At 74.0% G+C, this 14,816-nt stretch carries 16 protein-coding genes; 2 read left to right on the top strand and 14 right to left on the bottom strand.

Annotated elements, in window-relative coordinates:
- Positions 1-219 precede the first annotated feature (219 nt).
- The 3 genes from K330_RS0109385 to K330_RS0109375 are packed head-to-tail and all read right to left on the bottom strand — an operon-like array spanning position 220 to position 2,679.
- Entirely contained in the window at positions 220-1,263 is a 1,044-nt protein-coding gene (locus tag K330_RS0109385; RefSeq protein ID WP_022921579.1) for an alcohol dehydrogenase catalytic domain-containing protein, read from the bottom strand.
- A 4-nt stretch (positions 1,264-1,267) separates the two neighbouring features.
- Positions 1,268-1,990, bottom strand: a complete 723-nt coding sequence (locus K330_RS0109380; RefSeq protein WP_022921578.1) for an AIM24 family protein — start codon at positions 1,988-1,990, stop codon at positions 1,268-1,270.
- Positions 1,991-2,049: 59 nt separating this feature from the next.
- Positions 2,050-2,679, bottom strand: a complete 630-nt coding sequence (locus K330_RS0109375) for a DUF2461 domain-containing protein (protein ID WP_022921577.1) — start codon at positions 2,677-2,679, stop codon at positions 2,050-2,052.
- Between the two features lie 11 nt (positions 2,680-2,690).
- Here K330_RS0109375 and K330_RS20350 point away from each other — a divergent pair, with 11 nt between their 5' ends.
- A complete protein-coding gene (locus K330_RS20350; protein ID WP_084617350.1) occupies positions 2,691-3,710 on the top strand; it encodes an SDR family NAD(P)-dependent oxidoreductase in 1,020 nt (339 codons plus the stop codon).
- On the opposite strand, the gene K330_RS0109365 is transcribed toward K330_RS20350, so the two are convergent.
- The 11 genes from K330_RS0109365 to K330_RS22690 all read right to left on the bottom strand — a co-directional run bounded on the left by K330_RS0109365 (position 3,671) and on the right by K330_RS22690 (position 13,581).
- Positions 3,671-4,129, bottom strand: coding sequence for a hemerythrin domain-containing protein (locus K330_RS0109365; RefSeq protein WP_029202503.1), 459 nt, complete (start codon positions 4,127-4,129; stop codon positions 3,671-3,673). The two genes, K330_RS20350 and K330_RS0109365, sit on opposite strands and share 40 nt — an antisense overlap.
- A 56-nt stretch (positions 4,130-4,185) precedes the next feature.
- Positions 4,186-4,815, bottom strand: a complete 630-nt coding sequence (locus K330_RS0109360; RefSeq protein ID WP_029202502.1) for an alpha/beta hydrolase — start codon at positions 4,813-4,815, stop codon at positions 4,186-4,188.
- A 4-nt stretch (positions 4,816-4,819) separates the two neighbouring features.
- On the bottom strand, positions 4,820-5,491 hold the full coding sequence (locus tag K330_RS0109355) for a YceI family protein (RefSeq protein ID WP_022921574.1): 672 nt from the start codon (positions 5,489-5,491) through the stop codon (positions 4,820-4,822).
- Positions 5,492-5,618: 127 nt separating this feature from the next.
- Positions 5,619-5,804, bottom strand: coding sequence for a DUF1059 domain-containing protein (locus tag K330_RS0109350; RefSeq protein ID WP_022921573.1), 186 nt, complete (start codon positions 5,802-5,804; stop codon positions 5,619-5,621).
- A gap of 96 nt (positions 5,805-5,900) precedes the next feature.
- A complete protein-coding gene (locus K330_RS0109345; RefSeq protein ID WP_022921572.1) occupies positions 5,901-7,334 on the bottom strand; it encodes a M1 family metallopeptidase in 1,434 nt (477 codons plus the stop codon).
- A gap of 69 nt (positions 7,335-7,403) precedes the next feature.
- Positions 7,404-9,122 carry a hypothetical protein gene (locus tag K330_RS0109340; RefSeq protein WP_022921571.1) on the bottom strand — a complete coding sequence of 573 codons (1,719 nt, stop codon included), beginning with the start codon at positions 9,120-9,122 and terminating at the stop codon, positions 7,404-7,406.
- A gap of 172 nt (positions 9,123-9,294) precedes the next feature.
- A complete protein-coding gene (locus K330_RS20345; protein WP_022921570.1) occupies positions 9,295-10,356 on the bottom strand; it encodes an LLM class flavin-dependent oxidoreductase in 1,062 nt (353 codons plus the stop codon).
- A 97-nt stretch (positions 10,357-10,453) separates the two neighbouring features.
- Complete coding sequence (locus K330_RS0109330) at positions 10,454-10,930, bottom strand: GyrI-like domain-containing protein (RefSeq protein ID WP_022921569.1); 477 nt, start codon at positions 10,928-10,930, stop codon at positions 10,454-10,456.
- Between the two features lie 106 nt (positions 10,931-11,036).
- Entirely contained in the window at positions 11,037-11,894 is an 858-nt protein-coding gene (locus K330_RS23670; protein WP_022921568.1) for an FHA domain-containing protein, read from the bottom strand.
- Entirely contained in the window at positions 11,891-13,009 is a 1,119-nt protein-coding gene (locus K330_RS20335; protein ID WP_022921567.1) for a hypothetical protein, read from the bottom strand. Before K330_RS20335 ends, K330_RS23670 begins: the two co-directional genes overlap by 4 nt.
- Positions 13,006-13,581, bottom strand: coding sequence for a hypothetical protein (locus K330_RS22690; RefSeq protein WP_022921566.1), 576 nt, complete (start codon positions 13,579-13,581; stop codon positions 13,006-13,008). Before K330_RS22690 ends, K330_RS20335 begins: the two co-directional genes overlap by 4 nt.
- Before the next feature lie 156 nt (positions 13,582-13,737).
- Between K330_RS22690 and K330_RS20325 the strand changes: the two genes are divergently transcribed.
- Positions 13,738-14,814, top strand: coding sequence for a YihY/virulence factor BrkB family protein (locus K330_RS20325; protein WP_022921565.1), 1,077 nt, complete (start codon positions 13,738-13,740; stop codon positions 14,812-14,814).
- The last annotated feature ends 2 nt before the right edge of the window (positions 14,815-14,816 follow it).

The raw sequence follows: 14,816 nt of genomic DNA, 5'->3' as shown, positions 1-14,816 counted from the left end.
CTTAGGGCGTGCGTGCGGCGTCGTCGGTGGGGCTTAGGGCGTGCGTGCGGCGTCGTCGGTGGGGCTTAGGGCGTGCGTGCGGCGTCGTCGGTGGGGCTTAGGGCGTGCGTGCGGCGTCGTCGGTGGGGCTTAGGGCGTGCGTGCGGCGTCGTCGGTGGGGGTCAGGGCGTGCGCGCCACGTCGTCGGTGGGGGTCAGGACGGTGGGGGTCAGGAGGGGGTCAGGGCCGGACGATCGTGACACCCGGGGCGACCGGGCCGCTCAGGGCAGCCAGGGCGGCAGGGGCCTGCTCCAGGCTGATCGTGCGACCGAGGAAACGGTGCGGCTCGAGACGGCCGGAGACCACGTCCTCCAGCATCCGGGGGTAGTCGGCCGCCGGCATGCCGTGGCTGCCCAGCACCTGGAGCTCGCGCGCGATCACCGTGTGCATCGGCACGGTCGCCCGGTCGCCCACCACCGCCGGCGGGAGCAGACCGAGCTGCAGGTGGCGGCCGCGTACGGCCAGGCAGGACGTCGCCGCGGCCGCCGTCGCGATGCTCCCCAGCGCGTCGACCGCGACGTCCACACCGCCCGGCACGAGCGCCCTGACCTGCTCGGCGACGTCCTCAGCGCCGGCGTCCACCACCGCGTCGGCGCCGACCGCAGCCGCCAGCTCCAGCGCGGCGGGGCTCACGTCGACGGCGACGACTCGTGCGCCGCGCGACGCGGCGATCATCACCGCGGCCAGCCCCACACCGCCGCACCCCAGGACGGCGACCGTCTCGCCGGGAGCGACGCCGGCGACGTCCACCACCCCGCGGTAGGCGGTCGCGAACCGGCAGCCGAGCCCGGCCGCCACGTCGAGGCCGATCTCCTCCGGCAGGGGCACGACGTTGTGGTCGGCCCACGGCACGGCGACGTACTCCGCGAACGACCCCGGGCCGCTGAAGCCGGGCTGCCACTGCCGGGGACAGACCTGCGAGAGCCCGGCACGGCATACCTCGCAGGTCCCGCACGCGCACACGAAGGGCACCACGACCCGGTCACCCACGGCGACCCGCTCCACGCCCGCACCCACCTCGTGCACGACCCCGGCGAACTCGTGCCCGGGCGTGTGCGGCAGGTCGCGGATGTCGTCGTCGTGGCCCTGCCAGGCGTGCCAGTCGGAGCGGCAGACCCCGGTCGCCCCGACCGCGATCACGACCCCGCCCGGCTCGGCCCGGGGGAGGGGGACCTGCGCGACGTAGGGCTCCTGACCGAAGGCGTCGTAACGGACCGCCCTCATCCGCTCACTCGAAGAAGGCACCCAGGCCCCCGGCGCGGCCGGCCTGCTCGCCCGCCCCGGTCGTGCTCCTGTTCTCGGCCGGCTGCACCAGGACGTGACCGTTGCCGGTGAACGCCATCTGCACCATCTCCCCGGTGCCGCCGCGCAGCATCGACCCCAGACCGCCGGTGTCGACCCGCACGTCCATCCGCACGCCGGCGGTCCACAGCACGACCGCGTTGGCGTCGGCGAAGGTCGGGGCCTGGCCCACGTCGAGCGCGACGGGCTCGCCGCGGCTGGTGACCGCGACATACCCCGAGCCGCGCAGCGAGACGTTGAACAGGCCGCCGGCCATCATGCCGCCGCGTGCCGAGACCCGGTGGATGTCCCATTCGATCGAGGCGCTGAAGGCCAGCACGTTGGCGCCGTTGACCGAGATCATGTCGTTGTCGAGGTAGAGCACCTGCACGTCGGCCGCGTCGTCGGCCAGGAAGAGCTCGCCGCTGCCGGTGGCCTGCATGATCGGCACGCCCTCGCCGGTCAGCTTGGTCTTGAGCAGCTTGTCCAGCCCGCCGGAGCCGCGGTTGGCGAACCGCACGTCCCCCTGGTAGGCCACCATCGACCCCAGCCGCGCGTTGACCGGCCCGTAGTCCATCCGGATCTTGAGCAGCTTGGAGTTCTGCTTGGTGAACTGGTCGCGGGACTCCGTCTCCTTGAAGTCGTCGAACAGGGAACCGTGGATGGCCATCGCGCCTTCTCCCTCCGTGATGTGGGTCCTTCTCGGCCACAGCCTAGGGGCACGGCCCCCTACGCGGGCAGGGCCGGGCGCAGCCACTCCACCAGCGGGCGCACCTGCCGCCAGTGCTCCCGGACGCGTCCGACGAGCGCGTGCGTGGTCACCACGTCGGCGTCGTTGACCCAGCGCGTGGCCGAGATCGAGGTATGCCGCAGCAGCCCGATCCGGGGGTGGTCGCGGCCGAACCCGCGCGGCGCCGTCCGCAGGGTCGAGCCCTCGATGTGCCACCCGGCGTTGTGCAGCCCGGTGACCAGAGCCTCCAGCGCGGCGCCGCGCGGCCCGTCGACCGCCTGCCGGTAGGCGGCGAGGGCCTCCGGCTCGAGGTGGTAGCTGCCCCCGCTGACGCGGAAGCCGTCGGCGGAGACCTCGGCGTACCAGCCGGTGCGCCGCCCGGTGCCGACGTAGACGCCCTGGTGGGTCTTGTACGGCGTCTTGTCGCGGGAGAAGCGCAGGTTGCGCTGGGGCCGGAAGACCTTGGCCGGTCCGAACTCCTCCTCGAGCTCGGCGGCCAGCGCGGCCATCGGGGCGCGCACGTCGCGCTCGTAGCGCTCGCGGTGGGCCGTCCAGAACTCGGTGGTGTTGTCCTGCTCGAGCTCGACGTAGAAGTCGACGGCCGCGTGCGGGATGCCGGAGAACGTCACGGACCGAGGGTATGGCGCTATGGTCCGGTCATCATCACCAGCACGACGGCGGGGGGATCGCCATGGGGGACCGGCGGAGGGTGCTCGTCACGGGTGCCACGGGAGGCATCGGCTACTTCGTCGCGGAGCAGCTCGCGCGGAAGGGGCACCGGGTGGTCCTCGCCGCGCGCAGCGCCGAGCGGGCCGAGGCGGCGACCGCCATCATCCAGCGGCTCGTGCCGGGTGCCGACCTCGAGGTGGTGCTGCTCGACCTCGCCGACCTCGGCTCGGTGGCGGCGGCGGCGGAGCGGCTCGCTGCGGGGGAGCCGTTGGCGACGTTGGTCGCCAACGCGGCCTGTGTGAGTTATGGCCTGCGCCGGGAGCCGCCACGGGTGACGGCCGACGGGCTGGAGCTGCACCTCGGGACGGCCTACCTCGGCCACTACGCCCTGCTCGCACGCCTCCTGCCGCGGCTGCAGGCGTGGGGGACGCGGATCGTGCACGTCGGCAGCCTGGGCGCCCGGCTGCCGGTCGGACGGTCGCCGTGGGACCGGCTGACCACGCCGCGTCCGGAGGCGCCCCTGCGCAGCTATGCCCGGTCCAAGGCAGGGGTCACCCTGCTGCACCACGAGCTCGCCCGCCGGCTGACCGGCACCTCCGCGGCCTCGTCCGTGCTCGCCCACCCCGGCACGGCGGTGGACGTCCTGACACCCGGGCGCCACGGCATACCCGCCTCGCAGCCGACCGAGATCGGCGCGCTCTCCCGCCTCCTCGTGCGGGGAATGCACGGCAAGCACGACGGTGCCGCCGTTCTCGTGCACGCGGCGACCGACCCCGAGGTGCGCAACGGCGAGGTATGGGGTCCCGCCGGCCGGTGGCAGGTGAGCGGACCGCCCGCGAGGGTGCACCTGCCGGTGCCGCGTCGGGCCGGCCCGCTGACGCGTGAGCTGCTCGCGGTCAGCGAGGAGGTGACCGGTCTGGCGTTGCGCTTCGGCCCGGGCGGCTCACCTGGTCAGCCCTGGCCCCCGAGATCGACGGCGAAGGCCTCGTAGAGCAGGTCGCCGCCGCGCCGCCGGTGGTCCACGAGCCGCTCCAGCAGCTCGCTCACCTCGCGCCGGAACGCCGGCACGTCCTCGATCCCCTCACCCCGCTCGACCAGCTCGATGAAGTCCTGCAGGTCGGCCACCAGGGCGGGGTGCTCCGCGGTCAGGTTCTCCAGCGTGCGGGACAGGCGCGGCACGCTGCGGACCGCCTCGAAGATGCCGTCGTTGCTCTCCGCCAGGGAGACGTGCTCGGCGAAGTCGTGCGCGAGCTCGACCAGGGCAGTGAGGACACGGGTGCGGGAGACGTCGCCACCGTCCGGGGGGCCGTCCAGGGAGTCACGGACCGCGGCGACCGACTCCCGGAACTCCGCCCGGGAGGCGCGGATCTGCTCGATGTAGGTCTCGAGTCCCTCCGGCACGGCGGCCATGCCTCATCGTCGCCCACCGCCGCCCGGCAGTCCACCCCTGCGGGTGAGGGGACGGCTCAGGCCAGCCTGAGCGTCTCCGACACCCAGGCGCCGAGGTCGGCCAGCGCGACGGGGGTGATGCCGTGCCCGCCGGGGTAGCGGCGTGCCTGAACGACGCTCCCGGACTCACCGGTCAGGTAGTCCCAGGTGCGCCGCATCAGCTCGCCGGGGATGACGTGGTCTTCCTCGCCCTGGGCGACGAGGACCGGTATGCCGTCCAGCCGCCCGGGGGTGGTGGGCACGGCGGCCTCCCACGGCAGGGTGCCGTAGAGGAGGGCTGCTCCGGCGAAGCGCCGAGGGTCCTCGAGCACCAGCCCGCCGGCGAAGGCGGCGCCGCCGCTGAAGCCCACCAGCAGGACCTGGCGGCCGGAGGGTGCCACCTCCTCCAGCCAGCTGCGGAACCAGGCCATCGTCCCGGCCAGCGACTCGGCGACCGGCCGTCCGATGCCGCGGTTGGCGAACCAGGCGAAGCCGCCGCCCTCGGCGATGGGCGCCCGGACCGCGGCGTAGGACGGCCCGACGGGCAGGTGGGTAGCCAGCTGGACGATCTCCCGCTCGTGCGAGCCGCGCCCGTGCAGCAGGACGACGAGCGGGGCCTCGGCGTCCTCCAGGGGTGCGCCGTGCGTGGCGACGACGTGCGGGGTCAAGGGGTCAGGACGACCTGATCGCGGAGATGTCGAAGCTGAGCTTGACCTTCTCGCCGACGAGCACGCCACCGGTCTCCAGGGCGGCGTTCCACTCCAGGCCCCAGTCCTTGCGGTTGATGGTGGTCTGGCCCTCGAAACCGGCACGGAGGTTGCCGAAGGGGTCCTGCGCCAGGCCGGTGAAGTCGAGGTCGACCGTGACCGGGCGGGTGACGTCCTTGATCGTCAGGTCACCGGTGACGCGCCACGTCCCGCCGTCGACGAGCTCCACCGCGGTGGAGACGAAGCGCAGCTCGGGGTAGGTCTCGACGTCGAAGAAGTCGGCGGAGCGCAGGTGCGCGTCCCGGTCGGCGACGCCGGTGTTGATGCTGGCGGCCTGCAGGACCACGGTGGCATGGGAGGCCGACGGGTTGGCGGCGTCGACCACGCCGGTGCCCTCGAGCTCGTCGAACTGGCCACGGACGTTGGTGACCATGGCGTGGCGCGCGCTGAAGCCCAGGCTGCTGTGGCCCGGGTCGATGCTCCACGTGCCGGACAGGTCGGCGGCGGCCGGGGACACGGGGGTCTCCTCGACGGTGCCACGCTCGGCGGTCAGCACGTCGGTCGACGGTGCTGCCGGGGCGGTGGCGGCCGGGGTGTGCTCGGGGGTGGACTTCCGGAACCAGTCGAACAGGCCCATGGTGGTGCTCCTTCAAGATGTTGTGTGTACAAGCAACCGCGGACCACGGTAGCGCGATGATGCGTGACTCGTCAACTATCTTGCGGGCTTCGTCCCGCGGACGACCGGCTCGGCGGCAGCAGTACGGTCAGGCCCGGTCGTGGACCTGCCCACCCACCTGGGCGGCGAAGTCGGGGTCGTTGACCTGCTCGTCGGTGAGGCCGTGCACCTCCTTGGCGTGCTCCGCGGCCTCCCGCACCACGTCATACTCCGTCTCGCCGGTGACCACGCCCTCGCAGTCGAAGCCGACGTCGCGACAGTTGAGCTCCTTCATCCCAGCCTCCTTGCTGTCAACCCCGAGCCGGGCCACGGGCCGTGGCCCTCGCCCCTCACGGTAGACCCGGTCCGCCACCATGACGAGCCCGTGAGGTCACCAGTCGGTGGGCTTCTCCGGCTCGTGCAGCCAGACCTGGAAGAAGGAGGTCAGGTCCTGGCCGGAGACCTGCTCGGCGAGCGTCTCGTACTCCTGCGTGGAGATCTTTCCGCCGCTGCGGTCGGACACGACGCTGCGGGTGAGATCCAGGAACGCCTCGTCGCCGATCTCTTCCCGCAGCGCGAAGAGCATCGCGGCCGAGCGGTCGTAGATGGCGGGGTGGAAGAGGTTGAGCGGTCCGGGGTCGCTGATCGCCAGCTGCCAGAAGGAGCTGCCGGCGGGCGCGTCCATGACCTGGTCGAAGGCGGCCTGGGCGGTCCGGCCCCCGTTGTGCTCGGTCCACAGCCAGGCGCCGTAGGTCGCCCAGCCCTCGTTGTGCCAGATGTCGGCCCACCGGTTCACCGCGACGTCGTTGCCGATCCACTGGTGCACCAGCTCGTGTGCCACCGTGCCCTCGCTCGCGCGCTGGCTGAAGAAAGAGCGGGTCTGCGTCTCCAGCGCGTAGCCGACGCTGTCGTCGTCGACGATCGCGCCGTAGGAGACGAACGGGTAAGGCCCGAACAGGTTCTCGAAGAAGGTCATCATCTCGCCGGTGAGCGCGAGGTTGACGTACCGGGAGGCTGGCAGCGCCGGGTCGACGGCGTCGATGATGGGGACGCCGCTCGGCGTCGAGGAGAATCTCAGCTCGTAGTCGCCCACGCTCGCCGTCGCCAGGTAAGCGGCCATCGGGTCCGGCGCGTCCCACTCCCAGGTGGTCCACCCGTCGGCCGTCGTCCGGTCGGTGAGCAGTCCGTTGGCGACCGCCACGAGACCCTCGGGCACGGTCACCGTGAAGTCGTAGGTGGCCTTGTCGGTCGGGTGATCGCTGGTCGGGAACCAGGTCGCCGCGCCGTCCGGCTGGCTCACCACCATCGCCCCGTCGCGTGTGGTGACCCAGCCGTAGAGCGCGCCTTCGAGGTCGGTGGGCCGCGTGGTCGTGCCGCCGTACTCGACCACGACCTGCGCGGTGGTGCCGGCCTTGAGCATCGGTCGCGGCTGCACAACCAGCTCGTTGCCGTCCTCCTGGGCGAACCGCATGCTCTTGCCGTTGACGATGACGCGGGTGGCCGTCAGCCCCCGCAGGTCGAGGTTGAAGGAGCGCAGGTCCTGGGTGGCCGCCAACGTGAGGGTCGCGACCCCGTCCAGCTGGCCCTCGAGGGGAGCCGGGGCCGCCTCCGGCGGCGTGTAGCGGAGGTCGAGCGAGTAGTGCTGGACGTCGATACCGCCGTTCCCGGCGAGGGGCAGGTAGGGGTCGCCCGCACCAGGGGCACCCTCGACATACCGGGGCTCGCCGGGACGCCCGGGCGCGGCGGTGGCCGCCAGGGGCGAGACGAGGAGGGCACCGGCCGCGAGGGCGGCGGCCAGGGACTGCGGACGGGTCGGACGGTGCATCGTTGCTCCTCGGGTCGGCGGTCGGGTTCTAGCCTCGCTCTACCCCCGCACAGCGTCAAGCAGCGCGCGCTACTGGTAGGAGACGAAGTCGGGGACGGGGTCGACCAGGCTCATCGTCTCCTCGGGGGACAGCGGCCCGGGGACGTCCTCGTCGTAGAAGTTCTTCCAGCCCCAGTGCTCGACGTCCGGCGCGTGCGCGTGCAGCGCCCGCCAGGTCTGCTGCTTGTCGGGCTGCGCTCCCTGGCCGTCGGCGTGTATGAGCACCGCGAGCTCGGACCGGGACAGGTCGACGTCGGCGATGTCAGGGATCATGCGCGGCTGGAACTGGTGCAGGACCAGCACCTTCTGCGGCAGGTCGCGCTCGCGGGTCAGGTCGGCCAGCCAGGTGATGACCTCGTTGACCTCCTCGGCGTGGACCTGCCCGATCTGGGTCAGGTGCACCTCGTGGGGCTCCAGGCGCCACTCGGGGTCGAGCGCCAGCCCGACGTGCGGCAGCTCGAGCAGCTCCTGGTACTGCTGGGCCTGGGTGAGGAAGTCGGTGCGGCCCGGCTGCAGGTCGAGCACGACGTAGAGCCCGTGCTCGGCGGCGAGGTCGACGAGCGGGCGGATGCCCTCGACGGGCAGCTCCTCGGAGTAGTTGCCGTCGGCGCCGGCGCCCGCGCTGGCGATGGTCACGATGATCTCGAGCGTCGGCACGACCGGCTCGTCGGTGAGGGCCTCGTATGCAGCCGCCAGCTCCTCGGCGCGCGTCACCGTCTCCTCGACCGGCTGCTCGCCCAGGACGCCGAGGGCTCCGGTCCCTGGGGTGCCGTAGAGCGCGACATAGGTGCGGTCCGGCAGGGCCAGCTGCCCGCCGCCGGGCAGCTCCACGCCCGTGGCGGCGGTGCGCACGCGCCAGGCCAGGGTGTCGGCGTCACCGAGATCCTGGCCGAGCCCCAGCACGGCGGTGGGCGCGCTCTCCGCGAGCGCCTGGACGCTCTCGCTGGTGGCCCGGGGGTCCCCGTCGGGGGAGTGCACGACCCGTGCCCCGGCGGCCAGCGCGGTGCCGAGTGCGGCGACGTCGTCCTCCTCGCCGGTGGTCAGCACCACCGTGCCCGGCTGCGGCTCCGGCGGGGCCGTGGCGGGCAGCTCGTCCCGGTCGGCCGGCGGCAGGTCGGGACCGGGGGCACCCGAGATGCTCGAGGCGTCGTCGCCGGTCGTGGGGGACTCCTCGGGCGGGCCGGGCACCAGGAGCTGCGGCGTCCCGGGGTCGAGGGCGGCGAGCCGGGCCGTGGTGTCGTCACGGTCGACCTGCTCCGGGTCGGCGGTGATGCCCAGCAGGCCGGCGAGGGTCGTGTCGTCGGCGGCGGTGACGAGGTCGACGCCGGGGTCCTGCACCGGGCCGAGGGCCAGGGCCACCTCGGTGCCGAGACGCTCCAGCTCCTCGGCGACCCCCTCGCCGTCGACGAGGACGGGCACGCCCAGGACGCTCGCGGCCGAGGCGGCGCGCAGCTGCTCGTCGGCGGAGGTGAGCACGACGACCGGGGCGGCGGTGAAGAGGGCCTGGGACATGGCGAGCGCACGCGCGGCGGCGTCCTCTCCGCCCAGGAGGGACGTCCCCTCGGGCGTCGCCGGGGTGGCGACCAGCGCGGCGGGCTCGTCCTGGCCGCCCGGCTGCCCCTGGCCGTCACCGGCCCCGTCGCTACCCGCGCCGGACCCGGCCCCGGAGCTCCCGTCGGAGCCGGGCGCGTCGCACGCCGCCAGCACGATCAGGGTGCCGGCGGCCGCGGCGGCCAGCGGGCGGAGCATCCTCCTGCGTCCCGGGCGCACGCGGTCTCCTCTCGCACGGTGGTCGGGGCCTCACGGTAACCCACGACCGGACGCCTCCCGCGGCACGACGGGCGTGCACAACGGGCGAGAACGGCCCAGAACCGCAGGACGGGTGTCGTTGTGCACGCCGGGAGGTGCGGCCCGTCGGGGCTCAGGCGACCGGCTGCCCCACCAGGCGGGCGGCGAGCTCGGTGACGGTGCGCTCGCGGGAGAGCGAGCGGTCCAGCGGCTCGTCGGCGTAGGAGCCGCCGATCGGCTGCACCATGACCTCCTCGACCCCGTACCGGGCCGCGACGTCGCGCACCTGCCCGGCCACCTCGTCCGGGGTGCCGACCAGCCACGGCTCGGTCACGGCGGCGAACTCCCCGGCCGGGATCGGCAGCGGCTCGTCCACGGCCTCCTCGACGGTCAGGATCGGGCGCTGGCGCATCGGGCCCGGCACCCGCAGGCTGGCCATCATGTGCTGGAAGGGCAGGGCGAGGCGCCGGGCCTCCTCCGGCGTGTCGGCCACCACGGCGTTGACGGTCAGGAAGGTCGTCGGCTCCCCGGGCCCGGTGAAGGTGGAGCGGTAGAGCTCCAGCGCCTCGGCGGTGCCGCGGCCGGCGAAGTGGTGGGCGAAGACGTAGGGCAGGCCGAGCTGGGCGGCCAGGCGCGCGGAGTAGTCGGAGGACCCGAGCAGCCACACCGGCGGCGTCCCGGCCGCCGAGGGGGTGGCGGTGATGGCGTGCTGGCGCGGGCCGATCTGCACGGCCGCGCCGGCCGGGTCCATGAAGGCCATGACCTGCTGGACGTACTCCGGGAAGCGCTGCACCACGTCCTGGTCGCTCGCCCCGCCGCGCAGCGCCCAGCTGGTCACGGGGTCGGTGCCGGGAGCCCGGCCGATGCCGAGGTCGATGCGGCCCGGGTGGGCCGCCTCGAGCAGCGCGAACTGCTCGGCCACGGCCAGCGCCGCGTGGTTGGGCAGCATCACACCGCCGGAGCCGACCCGCATCCGCTCGGTCGCCGCGGCCAGCATGCCGATGATCACCGGCGGGCTGGTAGAGGCGACCGACTGCGTGTTGTGGTGCTCGGCCACCCAGTAGCGCCGCACGCCCGACGCGTCCGCCAGCCGCGCCAGCGTGCGCGCCGAGCTCAGCGCCTGCGCGGTGGTCTGGCCGGTGCGGACCGGGACCAGGTCGAGGACGGAGAGGGACAGGGGCGCGGAGGACGTCATACCTGGTGCCAACGCCCGACCCCGCCGGGTCCTTCCGTCAGCGCCGAGACGGCAGCGACCCCGCCCGGGTCGACCCCACCCGCGCCCACCCGCGGCGTCAGGACTCCAGCGGCCAGTAGATGTCGGTGCGCAGGGTCGCCGGGTCGCTGTCGGGCGTCGGCTCGCTGACGTAGACCTCCCAGACACCCCGTCCCGGCCGGCGTCCCTGCTCGGCCACCCACCGCCCGAGCCGCTCCCACGACTCCGCCAGCGTGTCGTAGGGCCCCAGGTGGGTCAGCCGGGCGACGTCGCCGCCGGGCAGGGAGCTCACGACGACGTCGCCCTCGTCCGTCGCCGGCGCGGCGGTGGTGAACCCGGCCTCGACGTCGATGGTCTCCGACGGCATCGACGGGTAGTAGCCGATCGCCTCCAGCGGCCGGCCGCCCTGCTGCTCGAGCGTGGACGCCACCAGCGGGTAGGCGCGGTCGAAGACCTGGCTGATCTCGTCCATCCGGACCGTGGCCCGGACCACCGCGGTCGGGACCTCCTCACGGCGGACGATCTCGGGACTGCTGGCCTCGGGGGGAATGTCCATGGCCCGAGTCTGGCACCGTCGCGGCCCCGGCGGGAGGGCCCAGGGGTATGCCGTGCCACCGGCGGCGCGCACGCACCGCGGGGAAGGGCGACCGCGCACCGCCCGGTCAGGCTCCCGCGTCGTCGTCCGGCAGGTCGGCGCGGCGCAGGGCCAGACGGGTCCAGCCGCCGAGGAAGATGCGGTCGTCCTCGTCGACCTCGACCCGCAGGCCCCGCTCGACCGGCTCCTGCGGCAGCGGCAGCCCGACGGTGCCGACGTAGGTGCCGTTGGAGGTGTCCAGGTCCTCGATCCACCACCTCCGCCCGTCCCCGGTCAGCTGGGCGTGGCGCACCGAGACCCCCGCGTCGGTGCCGGCGTCGAGGTCCGGGTGCAGGCCGCGCTCGACGTTGGTGCGGCCGATGACCAGGTTGTCCCCGGTCAGCGGCACGACCTCCGGCGGACCGGCGTCGGGGACCGGCTGCTCGGTGTCGCGGGTGGCGTACCAGGCGTGGTCGACCCACACCTCCGCCACCCACGGGCCCTCGTGCGCACGGGAGGGCGGCCGGTGCTCGGGCTTCTCGTGCGCGACGAAGGTCTCGCCGGGGGTCGGTGGCGTGGCCGGCGGTACCTCCAGCCGCAGGTGCAGGTCGTCGGGGTCCAGGCCCACCTCCGCCGCGGTCGTCGCCAGCTCGATGTCGTCGGCGTCGCGCCGGGGGTCGATGTAGGCCTCCAGCGGCTCGGCGGCCTGCAGCGCGGTCGGCACCGGCGGCGTCTCCTCGCCGTTGGCCTCGTCGGCCACCCGCTCGGGCCGCGGCGGGGTGCCGGTGACGAAGTCGTAGCCGCAGGACCCGCAGAAGGTGACGTCGCCGACGTTGGTGGCGTGGCAGTGCGGGCACTCCTGCGCCGTCTCCTCGATCTCGGGGCCGTCGACCGGCCGGGCCGGCTCGACGCGGTGTCCCTGCCCTGGCTGCGCGGCGTCGCTCATGCGTCGGGCCTCAGCTGGGCGAGGTAGGCCTCCTGGGCCGCGACGAGCGCCGAGGCCCGCTGGATGTCGGCCGGACGCGTGTGCAGCGACTCCTTGGCGGCCGTGAGCATCCCCGCCAGGTCCACGCTGGTGGGGGCGCCGCACCCGGCCAGCGTCTTGGCGAGACGCTCGGCCCGGTCGGCGAGGTCGGCATACTGCGCCAGCGCCGCCGCGTAGGTGGCGTGCGCCTGGTCCAGCGCCCGTCCCACCCGCTCGAGGTTGGCGACGTAGGCGGCCAGCTCGTCCTCGCCCTCCGGCACCTCGCCCAGGGCGGTGACGTCGGGGATGCCCAGCTTGGGTGCCGGCTGCACGCTGTTGAGCACGCGCTCGGCCAGGCTGCGCACCGCCTCGCCCCGGGCGACGAGGTGCGCCCGCTCGCTCTCGGCCTGCTCCCGGTCGGCGTTCTCGTGCGCGTGGCTGACCGCCGCGACGATGAGCGCCCGGTCCACGGCCGCCAGACGCGACTCGAGCTCGCCCACGTCCGCCAGGTCCAGGCCGCCGTCCGCGCCCTCCTGCCGGGCGCGGTCCACCTCGGCCTCGATCTGCTCGAGCCGACCGGGCAGGTCCTCCGGCGACCCGGGGCCGTGCCGCTCCAGGTCGGCGCGCACCCGTGCCGCCTCGTCGCCCAGGACGCCGACGCGGTGCTCCAGCGAGACGTCCTCCTCCGCGTCGACGCGGGCCCGCAGGGAGGCGGCCAGCGCGTCGGAGAGCCGCAGCGCGTCGGGCAGCGGCAGCGCCAGCGCCTCGGCGTCACCGTCCGGGGGCTCGAGCACGCCCCAGATGAGCTGGGCCAGCCACTCGCGCTCGCCACCGCCGTCCTTGACGTCCTCCCACGTGGCCAGCAGCAGGTCGTGGCGCTGGGCGATCGCGTGGTAGAGCGTCATCGAGGCCGTCACGTCGGTGTTGAGGGCCTCCCGGTCGGGGTGGGTGCGGGTCAGCTCGTCGAGGGCACGCAGCTCGTGCTCGCGCCGCAGCCGCCAGCGGGCCAGGTCGGAGAGGAAGCGGTCGGTGGCCTCGTCCGGCGGTGCCATGCCCGGCTCGGCGGGCGGGGGAGGGGCGACGGCATACCTGCTCATCGGGCGGGCTCCTGGGTCTCGTGGTGCGCGTCCGGCTGGTCGGGCACCGGCACGCGAGGTATGCCGTCCGCGCCGACCTCGAGGCCGCGGTCGGCGACCACCTCCTGGTCGACGTCGGTCGGTGGCACGACGGCGGTGCGGACGACGGCGGCCGGGGAGGTCCGGACGGCGTAGCGCTCGCGCAGGACGTCGAGCTGCCTGTCCAGGGCCGCGTCGTCGCCGCGCCGGGTGGCGTCGTAGGCGTGGTCGAGCGTGAGGCCGAGCAGGTCGAGCTCGTCGACGATGCGCAGCAGCGGTGCCGGCTCGCCCTCGACGGCGTGCCCGCCGGCGAAGCCGTGGGGGAGGCGCTGGAAGGCGCCCACCGACTCCGCCAGCCAGGCGACGGTGCGCGCGGCGACGTCGCGGGCGGGCTCGGCGCCGGAGAGCTCGAGCAGGTCCCCGGCGCTGTGCAGCGCCCGCCTGACGCGGACGCGGACGACGTCGGAGACGTCGGGGCCGGTGAGCAGACGGGCCTGCTCCTGGATGGACGTGCGGAGGTGGTCGGCGTCCGGGACGCCGGTGGTGTCGTTCACGGGTGGTCTTTCCCCCTGCCGGGTGAGGTCGGCCCATTCTTACCCGACGGACGGACCCGGCTCCACCCCGTCGGGCGTCGCCCGGTCCGGGCACGTGAACGGCATACCGGTCGCTCCTGCCGGTGCTCGGCGCTGCGGTGAGTCACAATCAGGACCGTGACGTCCTTCCCGCGACGGCTCGACGAGCTGCAGCGCCGGCGACCCTGGCTGGGGTTCCCGGTGGCGGTGCTCTACAAGTTCATCGACGACCACGGCGTCTACCTGTCGGTGCTGATCACCTACTACGGCTTCCTGGCGCTCTTCCCGCTGATGCTGCTGTTCACCTCGCTGCTCGGCTTCGTGCTGGACGGCGAGCCCGAGCTGCGCAGCCAGATCCTGTCCACGGCGGTCGGCCAGTTCCCGGTGATCGGGCGGGAGATCAGCGGCGAGGGGTTCGGCGGGAGCACGACGGCGCTGGTCATCGGCGCGCTGGTGGCCCTCTGGGCGGCGATCCGCGCCTCGCAGGCGACGTTGCACATGATGAACATCTGCTGGGCCGTGCCGCGGCACCAGCGCCCCGACCCGCTGCGCTCGCCGATCCACTCCCTGCCCCTCATTGCCATCGCCGGCCTGATGCTGCTCGGCACGACCGTCGGCACGGTCCTGGCGACGTCGGCCGGGGCCTACGGGGTCGAGCTGCGGCGGATGGTGCCGCTGATGGTCCTGCTGTTCAGCTTCCTCGTGGCGGTGCTGGTGTTCAGCCTGGGGATGTGGATGGGCACCTCCTACCCGCTGCGCTACGCCGACGTGCTGCCCGGGGCGTTCGTGGCGGCCGTGGGGTGGCTGCTGCTGCAGCGCTTCGGCATCGCCTACTCCAACCAGATCGTCAGCCGGGCCGGTGACACCTACGGCGTGTTCGCGGTCGTGCTGGGTCTGGTGGTGTTCATCTTCGTCGCGGCCCAGCTGGTGGTGCTCGCCGTCGAGGTCAACGTGGTGCGGGTCAAACGGCTGTGGCCGCGGGCGCTGCTCGGTCCGTTCACGACGAGCGTGCCGCTCACCGAGGCCGACCTGCAGACCTACCGGGACGCCACCGCCTCGACGATGATCAAGGACTACCAGGGGGTCGAGGTCACCTTCGACCACCCGGCGGGGCCACCGCCGACGGCACGTGACGACGGGCGGGAAGGCCCGCAGAGGCCAGGCGAACCCGCGGCACGGGAGGGGACGGCCGAGCCCGACCCGACGGACCGGTAGGA

The sequence above is a fragment of the Ornithinimicrobium pekingense DSM 21552 genome (assembly GCF_000421185.1).
GTDB classification, from domain to species: Bacteria; Actinomycetota; Actinomycetes; order Actinomycetales; family Dermatophilaceae; genus Ornithinicoccus; species Ornithinicoccus pekingensis.
The sequence above is the reverse complement of the archived record's forward strand: the minus strand, read 5'-3'. Positions and strand labels throughout refer to the sequence as shown.